Source organism: Micromonospora sp. RP3T (assembly GCF_003027925.1).
Lineage (GTDB): Bacteria > Actinomycetota > Actinomycetes > Mycobacteriales > Micromonosporaceae > Micromonospora.
Genome location: NZ_PYPS01000032.1, coordinates 1 through 21,027, shown reverse-complemented (window position 1 = coordinate 21,027; position 21,027 = coordinate 1). Strand labels below are relative to the sequence as shown.

General features: G+C 75.3%; 17 protein-coding genes and 1 pseudogene. 11 read left to right on the top strand and 7 right to left on the bottom strand.

Translation table 11 applies throughout. The features are described from left to right. Positions 1-19: 19 nt before the first annotated feature. From C8054_RS23485 to C8054_RS23475, 3 genes are all read right to left on the bottom strand, one after another. On the bottom strand, positions 20-1,783 hold the full coding sequence (locus C8054_RS23485; protein ID WP_107160232.1) for a DEAD/DEAH box helicase: 1,764 nt from the start codon (positions 1,781-1,783) through the stop codon (positions 20-22). Between the two features lie 101 nt (positions 1,784-1,884). Beyond that, positions 1,885-2,712, bottom strand: a complete 828-nt coding sequence (locus C8054_RS23480; RefSeq protein ID WP_107160230.1) for a hypothetical protein — start codon at positions 2,710-2,712, stop codon at positions 1,885-1,887. 168 nt (positions 2,713-2,880) lie between these two features. Beyond that, positions 2,881-3,486, bottom strand: a complete 606-nt coding sequence (locus C8054_RS23475) for a hypothetical protein (protein ID WP_146179956.1) — start codon at positions 3,484-3,486, stop codon at positions 2,881-2,883. 346 nt (positions 3,487-3,832) lie between these two features. On the opposite strand from C8054_RS23475, the gene C8054_RS23470 reads away from it, so the two are divergent. The 3 genes from C8054_RS23470 to C8054_RS23460 all read left to right on the top strand — a co-directional run bounded on the left by C8054_RS23470 (position 3,833) and on the right by C8054_RS23460 (position 6,175). Beyond that, entirely contained in the window at positions 3,833-4,975 is a 1,143-nt protein-coding gene (locus C8054_RS23470; RefSeq protein ID WP_107160225.1) for a sensor histidine kinase, read from the top strand. Next, the gene (locus C8054_RS23465) at positions 4,972-5,577 is read left to right on the top strand and encodes a response regulator transcription factor (RefSeq protein WP_107160223.1); all 606 of its coding nucleotides are present in this window, start codon (positions 4,972-4,974) and stop codon (positions 5,575-5,577) included. Before C8054_RS23470 ends, C8054_RS23465 begins: the two co-directional genes overlap by 4 nt. Positions 5,578-5,641: 64 nt before the next feature. Continuing rightward, entirely contained in the window at positions 5,642-6,175 is a 534-nt protein-coding gene (locus C8054_RS23460; RefSeq protein ID WP_107160221.1) for a 2'-5' RNA ligase family protein, read from the top strand. 39 nt (positions 6,176-6,214) lie between these two features. On the opposite strand, the gene C8054_RS23455 is transcribed toward C8054_RS23460, so the two are convergent. Next, positions 6,215-8,410 carry a family 43 glycosylhydrolase gene (locus tag C8054_RS23455; protein ID WP_107160369.1) on the bottom strand — a complete coding sequence of 732 codons (2,196 nt, stop codon included), beginning with the start codon at positions 8,408-8,410 and terminating at the stop codon, positions 6,215-6,217. A 182-nt stretch (positions 8,411-8,592) separates the two neighbouring features. On the opposite strand from C8054_RS23455, the gene C8054_RS23450 reads away from it, so the two are divergent. From C8054_RS23450 to C8054_RS23440, 3 genes are all read left to right on the top strand, one after another. Then, positions 8,593-9,549: a hypothetical protein gene (locus C8054_RS23450; protein ID WP_107160219.1), complete on the top strand. Its 957-nt coding sequence runs from the start codon at positions 8,593-8,595 to the stop codon at positions 9,547-9,549. A 4-nt stretch (positions 9,550-9,553) separates the two neighbouring features. Then, positions 9,554-11,140 (top strand): asparagine synthetase B, encoded by a 1,587-nt coding sequence (locus C8054_RS23445; protein WP_107160217.1) that lies wholly within the window; start codon positions 9,554-9,556, stop codon positions 11,138-11,140. 61 nt (positions 11,141-11,201) lie between these two features. Next, positions 11,202-12,194, top strand: a complete 993-nt coding sequence (locus tag C8054_RS23440) for a linear amide C-N hydrolase (protein ID WP_107160215.1) — start codon at positions 11,202-11,204, stop codon at positions 12,192-12,194. Here C8054_RS23440 and C8054_RS23435 read toward each other — a convergent pair. Together C8054_RS23435 and C8054_RS23430 are read right to left on the bottom strand one after the other, a co-directional pair. Next, positions 12,191-12,802 carry an HDIG domain-containing metalloprotein gene (locus C8054_RS23435; RefSeq protein ID WP_107160213.1) on the bottom strand — a complete coding sequence of 204 codons (612 nt, stop codon included), beginning with the start codon at positions 12,800-12,802 and terminating at the stop codon, positions 12,191-12,193. The genes C8054_RS23440 and C8054_RS23435 overlap by 4 nt on opposite strands. Positions 12,803-12,894: 92 nt before the next feature. Beyond that, entirely contained in the window at positions 12,895-14,346 is a 1,452-nt protein-coding gene (locus tag C8054_RS23430; RefSeq protein ID WP_107160210.1) for an LVIVD repeat-containing protein, read from the bottom strand. 139 nt (positions 14,347-14,485) lie between these two features. Here C8054_RS23430 and C8054_RS23425 point away from each other — a divergent pair, with 139 nt between their 5' ends. The 5 genes from C8054_RS23425 (at position 14,486) to C8054_RS23405 (ending at position 20,487) form a co-directional block, all read left to right on the top strand. Continuing rightward, positions 14,486-15,175, top strand: coding sequence for a DUF305 domain-containing protein (locus C8054_RS23425; protein ID WP_107160208.1), 690 nt, complete (start codon positions 14,486-14,488; stop codon positions 15,173-15,175). A gap of 40 nt (positions 15,176-15,215) precedes the next feature. Continuing rightward, a complete protein-coding gene (locus tag C8054_RS23420; protein WP_107160206.1) occupies positions 15,216-16,427 on the top strand; it encodes a sensor histidine kinase in 1,212 nt (403 codons plus the stop codon). Continuing rightward, positions 16,424-17,089, top strand: a complete 666-nt coding sequence (locus C8054_RS23415; protein WP_107160204.1) for a response regulator transcription factor — start codon at positions 16,424-16,426, stop codon at positions 17,087-17,089. Before C8054_RS23420 ends, C8054_RS23415 begins: the two co-directional genes overlap by 4 nt. Before the next feature lie 147 nt (positions 17,090-17,236). Further along, positions 17,237-18,001 carry an ABC transporter ATP-binding protein gene (locus tag C8054_RS23410; RefSeq protein ID WP_107160202.1) on the top strand — a complete coding sequence of 255 codons (765 nt, stop codon included), beginning with the start codon at positions 17,237-17,239 and terminating at the stop codon, positions 17,999-18,001. Positions 18,002-18,006: 5 nt separating this feature from the next. Then, entirely contained in the window at positions 18,007-20,487 is a 2,481-nt protein-coding gene (locus tag C8054_RS23405) for an ABC transporter permease (RefSeq protein WP_107160200.1), read from the top strand. 63 nt (positions 20,488-20,550) lie between these two features. Here C8054_RS23405 and C8054_RS32100 read toward each other — a convergent pair. Further along, positions 20,551-21,027 (bottom strand): annotated as a pseudogene (locus C8054_RS32100) (serine/threonine protein kinase); the annotation flags it as partial.

The following is a 21,027-nucleotide window of genomic DNA, read 5'->3' as shown; positions in this document are numbered from 1 at the left end:
GCGACCGCCGTCGGGCCGGCTACCTGCGGTCGCGCCGGTCCCGGGGGTCGAAGCGACGCTCACCGCCACCGTCGCCCTCACCGTCCCGGTCCCGCCGGACGGTGGCCTTGCGACCCTTGATGGTGCTGCCCCGCAGGCCCCGGATCACCTCGTCGGCCATCCCCTGCGGCACCTCCACCAGGGAGAACCGGTCGGCGATCTCGATCGAGCCGATGTCCCGCCCGCTCACCCCGGTCTCCCCGGTGATCGCGCCGACCAGGTCCTGCGGGCGTACCCCGGCCCGGCGGCCCAACCCGATGAAGACCTGGGTCATGCCGACGGCGCGGGACCGGCCGCCACCGCGCCGGTCCCGACCCTCGGCGCCGGGCCGGCCCTCCCGGTTCGCGCGGACCGCGACCTGGGGGATCTCCTCCTCCTCGTCAGCGGTGCCGGGCAGCGTGGCCTCGTGCGCCAACCGCACCGCGGCGAGCGCGACCTCCATCAGGTCGAACTCGTCGGTCAGCGACTCGACGACCGCCCGGAACGGCTCCAGGTCGTCCTCGAGCACCGACTCCCGCACCGCGGCCTGGGTCAGCTCGAACCGCCGGGTCCGCAGGTCGGCCACCGTCGGGATCTTGTCCACCGTGATCCGCTGGCCGGTGACCCGCTCGATCGTCTTCAGCATCCGGTGCTCGCGCGGCTCGGCGAGCGTGATCGCCACGCCCTCCCGGCCGGCCCGGCCCACCCGGCCGATCCGGTGCACGTACGACTCCGGCGCGGACGGGACGTCGTAGTTCACCACGTGGGTGAGCTGCTCGACGTCCAGCCCGCGGGCCGCCACGTCGGTGGCGACCAGCAGGTCCGCGGTGCCGGAGCGCAGCCGGCCCATCACCCGGTCCCGCTGCTCCTGGCTCATCCCGCCGTGCAGCGCCTCGGCCCGGTACCCCCGACCGTTCATCGTCTCGGTGAGCCGGTCCACCTCCTCCCGGCTGCGGCAGAACACGATCGCCGCGGTGGGCGACTCGACGTCCAGCACCCGGCCCAGCGCGGCCGGCTTGTGCGCCCGCGCCACGATGTAGGCGCTCTGCCGTACCCGCGGCGCCTCGCCGGCCACCTGGCGTTCGCGTTCGATCCGGATCCGCACCGGGTCGGTCAGGTGCTGCCGGGCCAGCCCGTCGATGCGGGCCGGCATGGTGGCCGAGAAGAGCACCGTCTGCCGGCCCTCGGGGGCGTGCTCCAGGATCGCCTCGATGTCCTCGGCGAAGCCCATGTCGAGCATCTCGTCCGCCTCGTCCAGCACCACGGTGGCCAGCGAACCGAGCCGCAGCGTGCCCCGGGCGATGTGGTCGAGCGCGCGCCCGGGCGTGGCGACCACCACGTCCACCCCGTGGTCGAGCGCGCGGAGCTGCCGGCCGATCGGCTGGCCGCCGTAGATCGGCAGCACCCGGGCGCCCAGATCCTTGCCGTAGCGGTGGAACGCCTCGGAGACCTGCACCGCCAGCTCCCGCGTCGGCACCAGCACCAGCGACACCGGGTCGCCGTCCGGGCGCGGCGTGGGCATCCGCTGCAGCAGCGGCAGCGCGAACGCGGCCGTCTTGCCGGTGCCGGTCGCCGCCTGCCCGAGCAGGTCCCGGCCGGCCAGCAGCGGCGGGATGGCCTCGCTCTGGATCGGCGTGGGCTCCTCGTAGCCGAGGGCGGACAGCGCGCCCAGCAGTTCGGTGCGCAGCCCGAGATCCGCGAAGGCGGCGGTGTCCTCGTCGGCGGCGGGGGTGGTGGGCTCGGTCGGGGTCGGTGCGGCGCTCATGCGGCAAGCCTTTCATCACCGCCGGACGCGGGTCGCGGCGACCGGCGCAAACGTTCCCCGCACCACGCGCGACCCCGTCCGGGTCCGGTGCGCCGGCCGGTTCACCCCGACGCGACCGCCAGCAGGGTGGTCACCCCCACCACCACGTCGAGCGCCCCGCACCACTCCGCGTACCCGCGCGGCACCACCCGGTCGGCGCGGTGGTGCCACAGGTCCCAGCCGGCGTGTCCGAGCCAGCCCAGGCCGACCAGCGTGCCGGCGACGTGGGCCGGCGCGGCCAGCGCCACGGCCGCCAGGCCGCCCCAGACGGCCAGCCCGACGAGTTGGACCGTGCGCCGCCGCCGGTCGCCGAGTTGCCGTCGCCACGCGCCGACGACCAGGTAGCCGGCCGGCAGCACGAGCAGCGACCACGGCGACACCACGCCCGGGGCGAACCACATGTCGACGGTGATCAGCAGCGCCAGGCCGACCGGCCAGCGCCGCGCCGCCGCCGCCACCACCGGGTGCCGGCGGGGCGGCGTGGTCGCCGGGTGCCGGTGCCGCAGCGCCACCAGCGCCATCGCCGGCAGCATCAGCAGGTGACCGCCGAGCAGCAGCACGTCGTCCCCGACCCACCCCGCCCACCAGGCCGGGAGGAGGAGCAGGAACGGTGCGTACATGGCCGCGCTCATCTCCCCGGCGGCGGTCCACCCGTCGCCCCGGTACCACATCCAGGCGACCATGCCCACCGCCATGTCCGTGGCCATCAGCAGCGCGCCCACGTCCGGCCGGGCGAGCACGCCTTCGCCGCCCAGCAGTTCCCCGCCGATCCGCCACAGCGGGCCGAGCACCACCATGCCGGCCACCATCGCCACGACCATCCCGGCCAGGTGCCGGGTCCGCGCCCAGCCGGCCCACCGCCGGGGTACGCCCACCGTCATCTCCGTCATGCCCCGACCCTGCCGGCGCGGGACGCACCGGGCCAGGCGCGTCCGTCATCGGGAAACCGTGCGGAACGCACGGGTCGCCCGTGACAAGAGGCATGGACGCGGTCCCCACGTACCGCCCCGCGGTGACGCCCCCGACCGGTCGGGAGCGTCGCCGCGCGGCCGTTCGGATCAGTAGTTGAGGGAGCAGAACTCCGGGTGGCCGACCGCGGTGCCGGTGCACTCGACCCGGGCGTCGGTCGGGTACACCTTGACCGTCATGGTCGAGGTGAAGTTCGCCGGTGTGAACGTCAGCGATCCGCCGACGCCGAACGGCTGTCCGCTGACGGTGCCGGAGAAGTTGCGCCCCCAGGTGGCCGCCGTGCCGAGGGTGTACGGCCCGCCGACGGCGGTGGGCGGCGTGCCGGACTTGGTGTAGCTCTTGCGTTCGAGGTTGGTGCTGACGCCGCCGCTGGTCCGGTCCGCGTTGCTGGACACGATCTTGGCGTAGGTGACCGAGCTGCCGTTCGAGCACCACTCGACGTTCATGGTCATGAAGGCGGTGGTGGCGCTGACCGTGCCGGTGCCGCCGTTGGCGTAGACGACGGGCACGTTGAGCTCGTTCACCGGGATCTTCATCTGGAGCCGGTAGGCGCTGCCCGAGGCCTGCGCGCAGGTGCCCTGAAGATATCCGGTGTACGTCGCGGCGCTGGCCGGCGGCGCGGCCACCGCGACCAGGCCGGCCGCGCATCCGGCGGCGAACATCGAACGAATCATGTTGCGGGTGACTCGCGACATTTCCTCTTCCTCTTTCTCGTTCCACGCGCGGTGGGACACCGGCAATTGCTCCTGCGTCGGGGCGCAGGGTGGGTGGGAGCGTCCGGCGTTCACCCGGATCGCATCAGCGCTGGTCAAGCCGCTTCCCGGTGATGGATCATCGGGCCGGCGGTGTGCCGAGCGGCCGGGCAACGCGAATTCCGTTCCCCGCTCCCATTCGTATCATCCGATCCCAGGAAATGCGCCCGGAGGAAGGTGAATTGATTTTGCCGCCACAACAGTTGACCCCTGAAACTGTCTTAGCATTTTTCTTTCTGCGGCACCGGGCTGGCCCGGATCCGCGGTGCCACCCCTAGGATCGGGGGGCATGACTGTCGATCCGGCGGACCACCGGCTGCGCCGGGCCCGGCGCGTCACCCTGATCTCACTGGGCACGAACGGGTGGACCACGGTGCTGCTGCCCGCGGTCGGCCTGCTCCGCGAGCCGGACCCGGTGCGGGCGGTGCTCGGCGTGGTGGGGTTGCTCGGTTTCGCGGTGGCCCAGGGCGCGGTGCTGCACGCGGCGGTCACGCCCTGGCTCGCCGCCCCGGCCCGGCGCCGCCGGCACCTCGCGCTGGCGGTGGCCGCGCTGCTCAGCCTGCCCCTGGTCGGCCCGGTGGCGGCCGGCGCCTGGCCGACCTGGGCGTGGTTGGGGGCGTCGCTGGTCGGCATGACGCCGTTGCTGTTCCGGCCGGCCGTGGCGGTGGCCGCGGCGGCCGGGGTGCTCACCGCCGCGGCCGGGGTCACCGTGGCGACCGATGGACCGCTGCCCACGGCGCTGCTGGTCACCGGCGGGGTGGGCGCCGGGATCGCGCTGCTCGCCTGGGTCCAGGTGTGGTTCTGGGACCTGCTGGTCGAGGCCCGGCAGGGGCAGGCGGCCGGGGCGCGGCTCGCCGCCACCGAGGAGCGGCTGCGGTTCGCCCGCGACGTGCACGACCTGCTCGGCCACGATCTCACCGTGATCGCGCTGAAGGCCGAGCTGGCCGAGCGGCTGGCGTCGGTGGACGGCGCCCGCGCCGGCCGGGAGGCGGCCGAGGCGCGTCGGCTCGCCGCGTCGGCGTTGACCCGGGTCCGCGCCGCCGTGCACGGCTACCGCGCCGTCGACCTGGCCGAGCAGGCGGCGGCGGTGGGGGAGGTGCTGCGCTCCAGCGGGGTGCGCTGCACGGTCGAGCCACCGGTCGGTGCGCTGCCCGCCCCCGTCGCCGCCGACCTGGCCGCCGTGCTGCGCGAGGCCGGCACGAACGTGCTGCGGCACAGCCGGGCCGGCTGGTGCCGGATCGAGATCACCCGGGACGATGGGCTGGTGACGCTGACCGTACGCAACGACGGCGTCCGTGGCCCCGGCCCGGACGTCTTCAGCGGTGGCCTCCGTGGCCTCGCCGACCGGCTCGCCCCCTCCGGTGGCCGCGTCCGGGCCGTCACCGAGGACGGCGTGTTCAGCCTGGTGGCGACCGTGCCGGTGACGCCGTGATCCGGGTGCTGCTGGCCGACGACGAGGAGCTGATCCGGCTCGCGCTGGCCGCGCTGCTCGACCTGGAACCGGACATCGAGGTGGTGGCGCACGCCGCCGACGGGCGGGCCGCCCTGGCCACCGCACTGGCCCACCGCCCGGACGTCGCCGTGCTGGACCTGGAGATGCCGCCGCCCGACGGCGTGGCGGTCGCCGCCGAACTGACCCGCCTGCTGCCCGGGTGCGCCCCGGTGATCCTCACCGGTCACGGCCGGCCCGCCCAGCTCCGGCCGGCGCTGGCGGCCGGGGCGCGCGGGTTCCTCGCCAAGGGCGCTCCCGGCGGTGCGCTGGCCGACGTGATCCGCCGGGTGCACTCCGGCGCGCGCTACGTCGACCCGGCGCTCGCCGCCGACGCGTTGACGTTGCCCGAGTGCCCGTTGACCCCGCGCGAGCTGGAGACGCTGCGACTGGCGGAACTGGGCACCCCGGTCGCGGTGATCGCCCGCCGGACCCACCTGGCCGCCGGGACCGTCCGCAACCACCTGAGCGCCTGCGTGCAGAAACTCGGCGCCGTCGACCGGGCCGGGGCGGTCCGGCGGGCCCGCGAAGCCGGCTGGCTCTGATCCCGGGTGGTCCGCGACCGGATACCGGACGTCCCCGCCGTCCGTCGGGGACTAGCCTGATCCTGTGCGGACGGTGGAACTGCTCTGCTCACCCGAGCTGGACGCCGCGGTGCGGGCAGCCTGGAGCCGGCTCGCCGCCGCCGGCCTGCCCAGCCTCGCCCGCAACACGCACCCGACCAACCGGCCGCACCTGACGCTCGCCTCGGTCGACGATTTCCCGCCCGGCGCCGAGCAGCGCCTCGCCGACCTCTGCGACGCCGCGTTGCCGCTGCCCGTCCGGCTCGACCGGCTGGCGGTCCTCGACGGCAGCGCGCCGCTGGTCTGGCTGGTCCGTCCGACGCCGCAGCTGGTCGCGCTGCACGGCGCGGTCTGGGACGTGCTCACCGAGGCGTCCGGCCCGCACCCGTGGCACCTGCCCGGGCGCTGGGTGCCGCACCTGAGCCTGGCGCTGCGTTTCCGGGGGGCGGACCGCCGCCGCGCCCGGGCGGTCGCCGGCGCGGACCGCCCGGGCGGGGAGTTCGTGGCCGCCCGCAGCTACGACGGCGACACCCGCACCGTCACCGAGCTGACCGCCACCTGCCCGCGCCCCGGCGGCTGAGCCGGGGCCGCCCCGGCGGTGGGGCGGCCCCGGACGCGGTCAGCGGTGGAAGCGGAGGTAGTCGAACTCCGCCGTCACCGCCGGCGTGGCGCCGCCGTGGGCGACCAGGCCGATCCGCGGCGTGGTGTCGGCCGGGAAGGTCCACACCGCGCCCCACGTCCAGTGCGTCCCGTCCCGGCTGGAGCCGGCGCGGAACTCGTGCTCGCCGGTGACCCGGTCGACGTGGTGGGCCAGCCGCAGCCACGTCGTGGTCCCCGGGGTGCCGACGATGCTGCCGCCGTAGACCGGCTGGCCGGCGAAGGGCAGCTCGTAGCCGAACTCGACCTGCCGGGTGTTCCAGATGGCCACCTGGCTCAGCCGGGCGAACCGGTCGTCGTCGACGTACGCGACGAGGCCGGCCTGCTGGTAGTTGCGGACCGTCTCCTCGCCCAGGTCGAGCGTCACCCTGGTCTCCGCGACGTAGTCACCGGCCGGCGCGTCGCGCAGCAGCACCCCGGCGGTGTTGGCGGTGCCGGAGAGGTCGGCGTCCTGGACCGGCCAACGCAGCGCGCCGCCGGACACGGTCGCGGCCGGGTCCTGGCGTACCCACCGCCAGGCCGGGTCGAGGCCGTCCGAGAACTCGTCGGACCAGTCGCGCAGCACCGGGCCGACCCGGGGCGGGGCGACCTCGTGCCGGGCCGGGCGGTACAGGCGGGCGGCGCTGACGTTGTCGAACTCGGCCGGTCCGCCCTCGGCGCGCAGCGCCAGTGGGCCGTTCGCCGGCCGGGGGAGCCGCACCGACACCCGGGCGACCGGGTCGCCGAGGCGGGACGGGCTGAGCGTGGCGACGAGCTGCCGGCCGCGGACCTCCACGGCGAGGTTGTGCCGGTTGCGCAGGTCGGTGCCGGCGGGCAGCGGCACGCCGGCGGTCCCGACGGCCAGCCGGCCGCCGCCGACCCGGACGTCCACCGGGCCGAGTCGCAGCCCGGCCGTGGTCGCGCCGGTCAGCCGCAGGTCGGTCTCGACCCGCAGGTCGCCGCCGAGGCCGGTACGCGAGGTGAGCGTCCCGGTGCCGGTCAGCACGCCGCCGGCGGCCCGCCACGAGCCGGATCCGGTCCGCCAGCCGCGCAGGTCGGCGGTGTCGAAGCGGGCGTCGACGCGACCGCTGGTGACCGGCGCGGGACGGGCGCCGTCGGAGGGGCCGGCGCCGGCGTTCACGGTCGGCCATCCGTCGATCCAGTCGAGGCGGTCCAGCAGCATCGGCCGCTCGTTGACGCCGAACGGCTCGTCCAGGTAGGGGTCGGCCCGGTCGATCGCGTGGTAGGCGATCCAGTCCTGCCCGGACAGGTCGGTGAGCACCGCGTTGTGACCGGTGCCGATCCACCGGTTGCCGTTCTGGGTCAGCACCGGCGTGCCGCCGGCTGAGGAGACGTCGAGGCGCTGGCCCTCGCGGTCGACGAACGGGCCGCGTGGGTCACGGGCGCGGCCGACCTGGACGGAGTAGCCGGTGGCCGGGCCGGCGCAGCAGTTCGCGGTGGAGGCGAAGAGGTAGTACCAGCCGTCGCGGCGCAGCGCGTAGGCGCCCTCGAACTTGTTGTCCACCGCGACCGCTGTCGACGTGCCGACCGCGCGCAGCCCGTCGGGGGTCAGCTCGGTGACCGAGATGCCGCCGTAGTAGCTGCCGTAGTAGAGGTAGGAGCGGCCGTCGGCGCCGGTGAGCTGGCTCGGGTCGATGGTCCACAGGTAGCCGCCGCCGGCGCCGGGGCGCGGGGCGACCACCGGCGTGTCGACGAACGTCCAGGGGCCGGCCGGGCTCGGCGCGGTGGCCACGCCGACGGCGGTGTCGAACGTGTCGTCGGAGACCGTGGTGTCGGTGACGGTCAGGTACATCACCCAGCGCCCGCCGATCCGGCGCACGTCGGGCGCCCAGAACGCGGAGCCGGGCGCGGCGTAGGCGGGCCGCTGGTCGGCGCTGAACGCGTCGCCCACGTAGCTCCAGTCGACCAGGTCGGTGGAGCGGGCGATGGGCACCCGGTGGGCCCGGCCCTCGCCCTCGCGCAGCGGGTCGGAGGTGCCGAAGGCGTACCAGACGCCGTCGTCGCCACGGACCACGACCGGATCGGCGAAGGTGTCGGCGAACCCGGCGGAGACCGGGTTGCGGTAGCGGTCGGGCCCGGCGGCGGGCGCGGGCACCGCCCCGGCGAGCGTCAGGGTGAGTACGGCGGCGAGCACGCCGCCGCGGTGGAGGTGTCGCATCGGGCCTGCCTCGGAGTAGACGGAGGTCACTGCGGTGCACACGTTTGTACAGCGTTGGATACAACGTTGTAAAGAACCGTTCGGAGGAGAGTGGGCGCATTGCCCCCGGCGCTCCCGTCCCGGGTGGTTACGTGAGGTGCAGACCCCGTTGCACCGTGTCCCGACGAGAGGGGACGGAGACCATGCGAGTGCCCAGCCGTAGCCCCGGTCGCCAGCCCGGCCCCACCGCCGCGTCCACCGCTCCCGCCCGCCGGCTGCCGGCCGTCGACCGGCACGCCGCCGAGCCCGACCTGGCCGCCTACCGGGCGGCGGTGGCGGACCTGCTGGTCGAGGTGGGCGCGTTGGCGGACGCGCCCTCGACCACCGCCCGGCAGGTGCTGCTCGACCAGCGGCTGCGTGAGCCGGCCATCGCCGCGGTCCTGGACGCCACCCCGCAGGGGCTGGTCGGCGCGCGGGAGACGCTGCTGCTGGAGATGGCGCGCTACCAGCCCAACGCGCGCAGCTCGGCGCACGACCTGACCGCGCTGGTCCGGATCTTCCTGCTCTCCCGCGTCGACGTGCTGTGGTGGCGGGACAGCCCGACCTTCCGCACCGACGACCAGGTGCGCACCAGCACCGAACTCGTCGACCTGGAGTGGCTGCGCCGCCGCGGGCTGCTGGAGTTCCGCTACCGCGAGCAGCCCACCACGGTGCTGGGACGCGGGCTGCACGCGGTCCGGCGCCGGGTCCGCCCGGGTGCCAGCCCGCGTACCGCGGGTCTGCTGTTCCGCCGGGCCCGTCGCGAGATGATCGCCCTCCTCAACGACCTGGCCCGGGAGTTCGCCACGGTCACCCGCGCCGGCACACCGCCGCTCTGGGTGACCAGCCTGGCCCGCAGCGCCGAGCACCAGTACCGGCTGCGCCGGCTGGGGTACGCCGCCATGGTGCCCAGCGGGCACTGCCTGGGCTGGGCGGCCGACGTCGAACTGGACTGGTACGAGCGGTTCGGCGCGCGTACCGCCCTGGCCGGGTTGCTGCTGGGCCGGCAGGAGGCCGGCGAGATCAACGTGGTCGACGAGGGACAGGCCTGGCACCTCTGCCTCGCGCCCTCGGCCCGTCGGCGGTACCGGCGGGCGTACGAGGCCGAGATGGGGTGCTGACCCGATGTGCGGGATCGCGCTGAGCATCGGCCCGGAGGCCGACCCGGCCACCTTCCGGCGGATGCTGGCCGCGCTGGCCCCGCGCGGCGAGGTCACCGAGACCCGGCAGGAGAACGGCCTGCTGGCCGGCGTACGCCGGTTGCGGATCGTGGACCGGGACCGGTCCGTGCAGCCCTGGGTCTCACCCGACGAGCGGCACCTGCTCTGCTTCAACGGCGAGGTCTTCAACCACCACGAGCTGCGCGCCGAGCTGACCCGGCTCGGCCACGTCTTCCGCACCGCCGGCGACACCGAGGTGGTGCTCGCCGCGTTCCGCCAGTGGGGCGAGGGCGCGGTGCGCCGGCTGCGCGGCGAGTACGCCTTCGTGGTGGCCGAACGCGCCGGCGGTCGGGCGTACCTGGCCCGGGACCCGCTCGGGGTGAAGCCGCTCTACTGGTCCCGCGGCCCGGGTTGCCTGCACCTCGCCTCCGAGGTGAAGGCGCTGGTCGGGCACGGCGCACCGATCAACGAGGTGCCGCCGGGGCACCACGGCTGGGCCGGGCCGGACGATCCGGTCCGGCTGCGCCCGCACGTGGACCTGCTCACGCTCGGCGCCGGACTGCCGGTGATCGACGACCCGGACGAGGCCGCCCTGCTCGTCCGCGTCGCGCTCACCGACGCCATGCGGATCCGGTTGGACACCGACCTCACCGTGGGTGTGGTGCTCTCCGGCGGCCTGGACAGCTCGCTGGCGTTGCTGCACGCCCGGGAGCTGCATCCGGACTGCGTGGCGGTGACCGTCGGTGCCCCGGACAGCCCCGACGTGGCGTACGCGCGGCGGCTCGCCGCCGACCTCGGCGTGCCGCACGAGGTGATCGAGCTGCGTCCGCGCGACATCCGCCGCGCCGACGTGCGCGAGGCCATCCGGATCTCGGAGCTGACCGAGTACGGCGACATCATCAACGCGGTGGTCTCGGTGCCGATCTTCCGGCGCCTGCGCGAGCTGGGCGTGAAGGTGGTGCTCACCGGCGACGGCTCGGACGAGCTGTTCGGCGGCTATCCCATGTACCACCAGGTCGGGCCGGAGCGGTCCCGCCGGCTCTTCCTGCACAAGATCCGCAACCTGTGCCGGACCGAGTTGCAGCGGGTGGACCGCGCCAGCATGGGGCACGGCGTGGAGGCCCGGGTGCCGTTCCTCGACCTCAGCGTCGTCGAGCTGGCCATGCGGCTGCCGCTGGACCTCAAGCTGCGGGACGGGCAGGAGAAGTGGATCGTCCGGCGGGCCTTCGCCGACCTGCTGCCCGACTACGTCCGACGCCGGCCGAAGAACCCGATGTCCTACTCGTCCGGGCTGCACGAGCGGGCCCGGCTCTACAAGCCGCTCTTCGCCCGGCTGCACCGCTCCTTCGGCTACCACCTGCTGGAGCCGGTCCGGCGCGACTTCGACAGCGTGCTCACCCGGTGCGGCAACGACCTCGACCGGGCCATCGCCGACGGCGTGGCCCGGCCCGACTACACCGTGCTGGAACACGCCCGGGACCTGGTCGGGGCGGCCCGGTGGAACGCCGCGCCGATGGTGCGCCGGCTGGTCAACCCGCGTCGCACCCCTTGACCATCGGTTCGCGCCGGTTCCTCGATGGACATCGTGCGTCGTCTCTTCTAGCGTCGCGGGCATGCGGAGGACTCTCGTCGCCACCGGTCTCGCACTGCTGCTGCTCGGCACCGGCTGCGGGGGGAGCCGCCCGTCGGCCGGCCCGACCGGCGTCGGCACGCCGACCGCGTCCCGGCAGGACCCGGGCCAGGCCGAGCGCACGCTGGCCAGCCTGCGCAAGGTCGACGACCTGCCGCTGTACGAGATGACCTACGTCGGCGACTACGACCCGACCGCCGGGGTGGCCGACAGCACGCCGCCGAGCCCGTTCGGCTGCTCGCTGTTCGCCGCGCTCGCCGACCGGGACCGGCCGCTGTTCGCCCGCAACTTCGACTGGCAGCCGAACCCGGCGCTGGTGCTGCGCACCGACCCGCCCGACGGGTACGCCTCGATCTCGCTGGTGGACATCTCCTACCTGGGGGTCCCCGCCGACCCGGCCGGTGACCGGCGGCTGCTCGACGCGCCGCTGCTGCCGTTCGACGGGATGAACGAGCGCGGTCTCGCCGTGGGGCTCGCCGCCGACGACGGCGCGCGGGCCGAACCGGTGGCCGGGCGGCCCACCGTCGGCTCGGTGCGCATCCTGCGCCTGGTGCTCGACGCGGCGGCCACGGTGGACGAGGCGGTGGCCGTGTTCGAGCGGTACAACCTGGACTTCGACGGCGGCCCGCCGCTGCACTACCTGCTCGCGGACGCCACCGGGGCGTCCGCCGTGGTGGAGTTCGTCGACGGGAGACTGCGCGTCGACAAGCGTCGGGGCCCTTGGCAGGCGCTGACCAACGTGCCCGCCGTCGGCGTGCCGGACCGGGAGCTGCGCCAGGACCACCGGTACGGCGTGCTGGCCCGGGAGCTGGACCGGGCCGGCGGGACGGTCGACGCCGCCGGCGCGCTGCGCCTGCTCGACGCGGTCCGCCAGTCGCACACCCGCTGGTCGGTGACGTACGGGCTGCGCAGCGGCGAGGTACGGCTGGTGACCGCCGGCGGCGGTGCCCGCGACTACCGGTTGCCGATGGGCTAGCCGACCGGGTGCCCGTGGCGGCGGGCGAGCGGTTCCAGGTCCGGCTCGCCGAACCGTTCGACGAGCGCCGCGAACCGGGCGACCTTGTCCGCGCCGAAGCGCCGCACGGCCGCCGAGTACGAGGCGGCGGAGACGAACGTCGGCGGCGTCGTCTTGCTGTGGAACTTGTCCGCGTACATCACCAGCACCTCCTCGTCGGTGCCCGGGCTCCAGTCCGCGACCGGGAGCGGGAGCCGCTGCCGGAGCACGTCCTCGCGGGTCAGGCCCACCCCGGTGTGCCGGGAACAGAAGCGGCCGAGCGTCTCGGGCAGGCCCGCCTCAAGCAGCAGCGCGTGGCCCAGCACGCCGTGCCGGACGTAGTTCGCCCGGTCGGACCGGCCGGCGGCGTCGTGCAGGCGGTAGACGCCGATGTCGTGCAGCAGGCTGCCGGCCCGCACCAGGGCGACGTCCAGGCCCGCGCCGTGTCGCTCCAGCAGTTGTTCCGCCACCTCGCACACGATGCGGCAGTGCGTCCAGACGAGGTGGAACGCCGCCTCCGTCGGCGCGTGCCGCTCGTGCAACGCCCGGATCTGCGCCTCCGTCGGCACGGCGGTCCGCCGCGCTCGCACCCCTGGAGCGCGCTGTTTCACGGAAAGAGTGGCTTCCGGCTCGCGAATGGGCACTCTTTCCGTGAAACGGCGGCGTTCGGGGTGGGGGTGGGTCACCAGCTCAGGTAACCCGACTGGGTCTGCGCGTTCAACTCGGGCACCAGCAGGAACTGCGCCAGCCAGGTGCGCGGGTCGCGCAGCTCCAGCACGTCCAGTCCCTTCTGGATGTCGCTGGAGTAGATGTGGCCGTTGTACCAGTAGGCCGACCAGGAGCCGCCGGTGCGCAGCTGGGTGGCGTCCAGCGGGCCGCGCTCCCAGTAGGCGATCTCCGTGGGCGTGCGGGAGTCGGTGAAGTCCCACACCGAGATTCCGCCCTGATACCACGCCTGGACCATGATGTCGCGGCCGGGCACCGGGATCAGCGAGCCGTTGTGCGCCACGCAGTTCTCGGTGTCCGCGTTGACGCGGGGGATCTTGTAGTAGCTGCGGAACGCCAGCTTGCGGGCGTCGCCGCGACCGGTGATGTCGTAGATGGCGTCCGCGCCGCGGTTCGGCCCGACCACCTCGTTGCAGGTGGCCGCGCCGCCGCCGCCCAGCTCGTCGGTGAAGACGACCTTGGTGCCGGCGTTGTTGAACGTGGCCGAGTGCCAGAACGCGAAGTTCTCGGTGTCGGTGACCCGTTCGATCACCCGCGGCGCTTCCCGGTCGGAGATGTCCAGCAGGATGCCGTCGCCCATGCAGGCGCCGGCGGCCAGGTCCTTGGACGGGTACGCGGTGATGTCGTGACATCCGGTGGTGGCGGACTTCTCACCCGGGATGCCCGGGTAGCCGCCGTCCGGGAAGAGGTTCGGCGTGGCCACCACCGAGGCCGAGGTGGGGTTCTTCACCGGCACCTTGACGATGGAGATGGAGTCGTGCGGCGGCTGGCAGTCCGGGAACTCGGCCCGCGGGCTGTACGACGAGACGTACAGGTAGACGTCGCGCCGGTTCTTGCCCGGCACCAGCGTGTGGGTGTGCGAGCCGCACGCGGTCTCCACCGACTTGATGTAGCGCGGGTTGCGCTTGTCGCGGATGTCGAAGATCTTGATGCCCTCCCAGGACTCCTTGACGGAGGCGGGCTGGGCGGTGCTGGCGCACGAGTCGTCGCTGCGGGACGAGTCGGTGGACAGGAACAGCAGGTCGCCGCTGACCGAGATGTCGTTCTGCGAGCCGGGGCAGAGCACCTGCGCCACGATCGACGGCCGGCTCGGCCGCGACACGTCGTAGATGACGAAGCCGTCGTAGTTGCCGACGAACGCGTACCGGCCCTGGAAGGCGATGTCGGTGCCCAGGGCGGCCGTGGTGTCGAACGGGGCCTGTTTCGGCAGGTTGGCCACCTGTCGCAGGTTGGGGCTGGCGGAGATCTCGTCGACCCCGGGGACGGTGGCGTCCACGGTGGTCGGCGCGGCCTGGGCGCGGGGCACCTCCTGGGCGCTGCTCGGCGGTGCGGCGACCACGCCGGCGAGCAGCAGGCCGGCGGCGATGAGGCTGACGGTCCGGGTACGGGACATGCGGATGTTGATCATCGGCAACACCCTTCGAAAGGGGGATGATGATTCGCCACACCTTACCGATCGGTGACCGTCATCAATGTGATGCCGGTCACATCGAGGAACTTTCCGCTCTGGATAGGATCGCTGTCACCTCGACCGGAGGGAGGCTCGTATGACCGGCCGGCAGGCACGCGTGTGGCTTCCCGTCACAGCGCTGGTGGCGCTCCTGGTGCTCGGTGGCCTGGCGCTGGCCGGGCGTGGCGACACCCGTCCGGTGGCGGCCCGGCTCGGCCCGGCCGCCACGACCACGCCGGCCCCGACCGGCTCGGCGCCGCCGGTGCTGGTGCCGGGACGCCCCGGGGAGCCGGCCGCCACCCACGACGGCGGGCAGGTCCGCAACGCGGCGCCGCGCTTCAACAGCCTCGACGTCTGGTACGTCCGGATGATGATCCCGCACCACGAGCAGGCGCTGGAGATGGCGACGCTCGCCCCCGACCGGGCCGCCGACCCCCGGATCCGCGCCGTCGCCGACCGGATCCGGGCCGCCCAGGGGCCGGAGGTCGGCGTGCTGCGGGCCTGGCTCAGCACCCGCGACCTGCCTGCCGAGGTCACCGGGCACGATCACGCCACCATGCGCGGGATGCAGTCCGCCGAGGCGGTGCGGCAGCTCGCCGCGGCCCGGGGCGCGGCGTTCGACCGCCTCTTCGTGCAGATGATGACCGCCCACCACCAGGGCGCGGTGGTGATGTCCACCGACCTGCTCACGGTCGGTGCCGACCAGGCCATGCAGGAGTTCGCCAACGCGGTGGCCGTCGAGCAGTCCGCCGAGATCACCCGCATGCGGGCCCTCCTCACCCGCTGACCGGGCCCCGGCGGCACGCCCGGCCCGCCCCGTACGCTGGGTGACCGTGGACCGCCTGATCCTCGGCCGCCCGGTGCGCGGCGTCGCGTTCGACGCCGCCGTCTCCGGGCTGGTCGCCGTGTTCGCCGTACTCGGTCTGCTGGCCGAGCAGGGCGGCCTGCCGGCGTTCGCGGTGGGCGTGGCGATGGCGGCGGCCCTGTTCTTCCGGCGCACCCACCCGTCCGCGGTCGCCGTCGTGGTGGCCGCGCTCGCGCTGGCCCAGGTGATCGTCGGCTGGGGGCCGCTGGGCTACGACATCGGCGTGCTGATCGCGCTCTACAGCGTGGTCAAGTACGCCGACCGGTCCCGCGACGGCATCCTGGCCGGGATCGGCGCCGCGATCGGCGTGCTGCTCTCCGCGCTCTCCTGGCCCGGGCCGTCGCCCTGGTGGGCGGGCGCGCTCTACTACGGCCTGGTCACCGGCGCGGTCTGGCTGGTCGGGCTGAACGTCCGCACCCGGCGGCTCTACGTGCTCAGCCTGGAGGAGCGCGCCGCGACGGCCGAACGCGAGCGGGAGGCCGAGTCACGGGCCGCGGTGGCCGAGGAACGCACCCGGATCGCCCGCGAGCTGCACGACGTGGTCGCGCACAGCATGGCCGTCATGATCGTGCAGGCGGACGGCGTGCGGTTCACGCTGGACCGGGACCCGGCGACCGCCCGCGAGGCGGCCAAGGTGGTGGCGGACACCGGCCGGCAGGCGCTGGAGGAGATGCGGCGGCTGGTCGGCGTACTCCGGGAACCCAGCCGGCCGGAGCCGGCCGCGATGGCCGACGAGCCGGCGCACCGGCGTCCCGCGCTGGTCGAGCTGCCCGCGTTGCTCGACCGGTTCCGCGCCGCCGGGCTGCGGATCGACTGCGGCGGCGCCGGCTCGCCGGTGGCGTTGCCGCCCGGCCTGGAGCTGACCGTCTACCGGGTGGTGCAGGAGAGCCTGACCAACGCGCTCAAGCACGCCGGCGTGGGCGCGTCGGTCGAGCTGACGCTCGACTGGGCCGCCGACGCCGTCGCGGTCCGGGCCGTCGACGACGGGCGCGGTCGCCCGGTGGTCCGGCCGGCGCCGTCCGGCGGGCACGGCCTGGTCGGCATGCGGGAACGGGTCGGGGTGTACGACGGCAGCCTCGCCGCCGGCCCCACGCTGGCCGGCGGATGGCGGGTGGAGGCCCGGCTGCCGCTGCCCGCGGCGACCGGCACCGAGGAAGGGAGCGCGGCGGCATGACCGTGCGGGTGATGATCGTCGACGACCAGGCGCTGGTGCGCGCCGGCTTCCGGATGGTGCTCGACTCGCAACCGGACCTGGCGGTGGTCGGCGAGGCCATCGACGGCGCGGACGCGCTGCGGGTGCTGGACCGGGTCGAGGTCGACGTGGTGGTGATGGACCTGCGCATGCCCACCATGGACGGGGTGGAGGCGACCCGACGCATCTGCGCCCGGTCGGCCGGGCGCCGGCCGCGCGTGCTGGCGCTCACCACGTTCGACACCGAGGCGGACGCGTTCGCCGCGCTGCGCGCCGGGGCGAGTGGCTTCCTGCTCAAGAACGTGCCCCCGGAGGAGCTGCTGGCCGCGATCCGGGTGGTCGCCGAGGGCGACTCGGTGGTCGCGCCGTCGATCACCCGGCGGCTGCTCGACCGGTTCGCCGGGCAGCTCGGCGCGGCCCCGACCGAGGACCCGCGCCTGGCCCAGCTCACCGAGCGGGAACGGGAGGTGCTGCTGCTCGTGGCGCAAGGGCTGTCCAACGCCGAGATCGCCGCCCGGGTGCACGTCGCGGAGGCGACCGTGAAGACCCACGTGGGCCGCATCCTGGCCAAGCTCCAGCTCCGCGACCGGGTGCAGGCCGTCGTGCTGGCGTACGAGAGCGGGCTGGTCACGCCCGGCGGTTGACCCGGCGTACGCCTCGGGGCGTACCGGCGGGACCGGGCCGCGCGACCGGAGGCGTACGCGGGTCGAGCGCGCCGGTGGAGATCACCGCCGGGGTGCCGGCCATAGCGTCGGAAGGGTCACCAGACCGCGTCCGACAGGAGCACCACGTTGTCCGCAACCCCGACCACAGGCGTCGCGCTCGCCGCCCGTGACCTGCGCAAGGAGTACGGCGTCGGGCAGTCCCGCGTCGTCGCGCTGGACGGCGTCGACCTCGACCTGGCCGCCGCCCGGTTCACCGCCGTGATGGGCCCCTCCGGCTCCGGCAAGTCCACGCTGCTGCACTGCCTCGCCGGCCTGGACCGGCCGTCGAGCGGCACGGTCCGCATCGGCGAGGCGGACCTGTCCCGGCTCGACGACCGTCGGCTCACCCGGCTGCGCCGGGACCGGATCGGCTTCGTCTTCCAGCGGTTCAACCTGCTGCCCACGCTGACCGCCGAGGAGAACGTCGTGCTGCCGCTGGCCATCGCCGGCCGACGGCCCGACCCGGCCTGGCTGCGACAGGTGGCGGCCGCGGTCGGACTGGCCGACCGCCTCGGTCACCGGCCGGCCGAGCTCAGCGGCGGCCAGCAGCAGCGGGTCGCGGTGGCCCGGGCGCTGATCACCCGCCCCTGGGTGATCTTCGCCGACGAGCCGACCGGGAACCTCGACTCGCGCGCCGGCGCCGAGGTGCTGCGACTGCTGCGCGAGGCGGTGGACACGCTCGGCCGGACCGTCGTCATGGTCACCCACGACCCGGCCGCCGCGGCGTACGCCGACCGGGTGGTCTTCCTGGCCGACGGCCGGCTCGTCGACGAACTGCACCGACCGACCACCGGCCAGGTCCGCGACGCGCTCAGCCGGCTCGACCCGACCGTGACCCCGGTGGGGCGGTGAGCGGGATGCTGCGCCTGACCCTGCGCCAGGTCCGCGCCGAGGGCCTGCGCCTGCTGCTCTCCTCGTTGGCCGTCGTGCTCGGCGTCGCGTTCGTCGCCGGCACGCTCATGCTCACCGACGGCATGCGGGCCGGCGCGTACGAGCGGGCCGGCGCGTTCGACAGGCACACCGACCTGGCCGCGTACGCCGGCTCCCGGCCGCTGTCACCGGCCCTGGTCGACCGGGTCCGCGCGGTCGACGGGGTGGCCGCCGCCGCGGGGGAGCTGACCGGCACCGCCGGCGTGGTCGGCGCGGACGGCCGGCCCGTGCTCGGGTACGCGGTCCTCGCCGCGATCCCCACCGAACCGGCCCTCCAGTCGTACGACGTGGTCGCCGGGCGGCTGCCGCGACGCGCGGGCGAGCTGGTGCTCGACGAGCGGACCGTCGCCCGGCAACGGTTCGTGCTCGGCGCCCCGGTCTCCGTCGGCGGCGCGGGCGGCGCGGCCCGGCCGTACACGCTTGTCGGCGCCGTCGACGTGGCCGGCACCAACCGCGACGTCGGCGGCCCGTTCATCGGCCTGACCGGCGCGGACGCCCTCGCGGTCGGCGACGGGCGCGGATACGGGCGGATCATGGTGGCCGCCCGGCCCGGGGTTGACCCGGCGGCGCTGGCCGACCGGGTCCGGGCGGTGGTGGGGCCGGGCGTGCCGGTCCGGGACCGCGCGGCGGTGCTCGACGCGGCGGTCGCCGACGCGGTGCGCGACCTGCGGCAGTTCGAGCTGCTGCTGGGCACGTTCGCGGCGGTGGCGGTGGTGGTGGCCGGCTTCGTGATCGCCAACACCTTCGCCATCGTGCTCGCCCAACGCTCCCGGCGCACCGCGTTGCTCCGGCTGGTCGGCGCGACCCGGGGGCAGATCTACCGGGCCACGCTGGCCGAGGCGGCGCTGACCGGGCTGCTCGCCTCCGTGCTCGGCGTGCTGGCCGGCACGGCGCTCTCCGCCGGGCTGGGCGCGTTGCTGGGCGGCACCGGCGCGCCGGTGGCCGACGGGATCACCGTGACGGCCCGTACGGTGCTGCTCTCGCTCGGGTCGGGCGTGCTGCTCACCGTGCTGGCCGCGGCGCTTCCGGCCTGGCAGGGCACCCGGGTCGCGCCGGTGGCCGCGTTGACCGACGCGGCGACCCGGCCGGCCCGCCCGGCCGGTCGGGTCCGCCTCGCGGTCGGGGCGCTGGTCCTCGCCGCCGGTGTCGCGGCGCTGCTCGGCGCCGGGACCACCGGGCAGGTGCCGCTGGTGGCGGCCGGTGGACTGCTGGCCTTCGGCGGCATCGTGGCGTTCGGTCCGGTCCTGGTGCCGGCGCTGGTCCGGGTGCTGGGCGCGCCGCTGGGCGCGCTGTTCGGCGCCCCGGCGACGCTGGCCGTGGCGAACGCGGTACGCAACCCGCGTCGGGTCGCGGCCACCGCCACGGCCCTGGTGATCGGGATCGGGCTGGTCTCGTCGTTCGTGGTCGGCGCCGGCAGCGTCAAGGCCGGCATCGAACGCGCGGTGGACGCTCGCGTCGGGGTGGACTTCCTGGTCACCGGCATCGGTGGGGAGCTGCCGGCCCGGCTCGTCGACGAGCTGGCCGCCCGGCCGGAGCTGGGTGTGGTGCACGAGCAGCGCAGCCGGGTGAGCGACGGCGTCGAGGTGCGGGCCGCGCACCCGGCGCTGGTCCGCCGGACGCTGTCCGCCGTGGACGCCGGCGACCCGGGCGCGTTCGGGCCGGGCTCGGTGCTGGTGCACCGCGAGCTGGCCGCCGCCCGGGGCTGGACGGTCGGCGCGACGGTCAGCGTCGCCGGCCGGCCGTTCCGGGTCGCCGCCGTGGTGGCGGACGACCGGCCGGCGTCGGCCGGCGCCCGGGTGCCGACGGGGCACGTGGTGGAGCTGGTGGACGCCGACTTCGGCCGCCTGTTCCCCGCCGAGCGCGGCTACCTGGCCGAGGTCGACCCGGCGGACGGGGTGAGCCCGGACGTCGCCCGGTCCGCCGTCGAGTCGGTGGTCACCCGCTACCCGACGGTCAACGTGCTGGACCAGGCGGCCTACAAGCGGATGCTCACCGGCACCGTCGACCTGGTGCTGGGCTTCGTCACGGTGCTGCTCGGCCTGGCGGTGGTCATCTCGCTGGTGGGGGTCGCCAACACGCTGAGCCTGTCGGTGGTGGAGCGGACCCGGGAGACCGCCGTGCTGCGCGCGGTCGGCCTGAGCCGCGCCGGGGTGCGGGCGGCGCTCGCGGTCGAGGCGGTGCTCACCGCGCTGGTCGGCACCGTGCTCGGCATCGCCCTGGGCATCGCCGTCGCGGCGGGCGCGATGGCGGTGGTGGCCCGCGTCGGTGGCGACTTCACCGTGGTGCTGCCGTGGGGGCGGCTCGGGCTGATCGTCGCGGTGGCGGTGCTGGCCGCGCTGCTCGCCTCCGTCCTGCCGGCGCGGCGCGCGCTGGCCCGGCCGGTGGTGGCGGCGCTCGGCGCGGACTGACCCGGCACCCGGCGAGCCGGTCGGCCGTCAGCGGCGGGACCGGCTCGCCGGAACGGCGGTGGATCAGGGGCGGGCGACCGGCTGACCGCCCGCGTCACCGCCGCCGTCGCCACCGGCCGGGGCGGTCGTCGTGGTGGTGGTCTCGGTCGGCGCGGTGGTCTCGACCGGGGGCGCGCTGGTGGTCGGCGCGGTGCTCGGCGCGGTCGGCGCCGTCGACGGCACGCGCGACGGGCTCGGCTCGGCCGACGCGCTGGGCGAGGCGCTCGGCGTCACCGAGGCCGAGGCCGAGGGCCGCTCGTTCGGGCCGACCGGACGGTAGGTGTAGTCGTCGTCGTCGTTGGCCGACGGCCCCTCGGTGACCGCGGTGTCCGCGACCGAGTTGCTCGGCGCGACCGCCGGGCGGGTGGAGTCGATCCGGGTGGCCGGTGCGTCCGCCTCCCGGGCGGCGGCCAGCAGCGCGCCGAGGGCGGTCACCGCCACCAGTACCGCGCCCGCCGCGCCGACGAGCGCGCCGCGTCGGCCGGGGCGGCGCGGCGGCGC

Excerpts from the sequence above, each read along its gene's own strand:
- C8054_RS23485 (WP_107160232.1), bottom strand. The coding sequence starts at position 1,783 with ATGAGCGCCGCACCGACCCCGACCGAGCCCACCACCCCCGCCGCCGAC.
- C8054_RS23480 (WP_107160230.1), bottom strand. The coding sequence starts at position 2,712 with ATGACGGAGATGACGGTGGGCGTACCCCGGCGGTGGGCCGGCTGGGCG.
- C8054_RS23475 (WP_146179956.1), bottom strand. The coding sequence starts at position 3,486 with ATGTCGCGAGTCACCCGCAACATGATTCGTTCGATGTTCGCCGCCGGA.
- C8054_RS23470 (WP_107160225.1), top strand. The coding sequence starts at position 3,833 with ATGACTGTCGATCCGGCGGACCACCGGCTGCGCCGGGCCCGGCGCGTC.
- C8054_RS23455 (WP_107160369.1), bottom strand. The coding sequence starts at position 8,410 with ATGCGACACCTCCACCGCGGCGGCGTGCTCGCCGCCGTACTCACCCTG.
- C8054_RS23450 (WP_107160219.1), top strand. The coding sequence starts at position 8,593 with ATGCGAGTGCCCAGCCGTAGCCCCGGTCGCCAGCCCGGCCCCACCGCC.
- C8054_RS23445 (WP_107160217.1), top strand. The coding sequence starts at position 9,554 with ATGTGCGGGATCGCGCTGAGCATCGGCCCGGAGGCCGACCCGGCCACC.
- C8054_RS23440 (WP_107160215.1), top strand. The coding sequence starts at position 11,202 with ATGCGGAGGACTCTCGTCGCCACCGGTCTCGCACTGCTGCTGCTCGGC.
- C8054_RS23430 (WP_107160210.1), bottom strand. The coding sequence starts at position 14,346 with ATGATCAACATCCGCATGTCCCGTACCCGGACCGTCAGCCTCATCGCC.
- C8054_RS23425 (WP_107160208.1), top strand. The coding sequence starts at position 14,486 with ATGACCGGCCGGCAGGCACGCGTGTGGCTTCCCGTCACAGCGCTGGTG.
- C8054_RS23415 (WP_107160204.1), top strand. The coding sequence starts at position 16,424 with ATGACCGTGCGGGTGATGATCGTCGACGACCAGGCGCTGGTGCGCGCC.
- C8054_RS23405 (WP_107160200.1), top strand. The coding sequence starts at position 18,007 with ATGCTGCGCCTGACCCTGCGCCAGGTCCGCGCCGAGGGCCTGCGCCTG.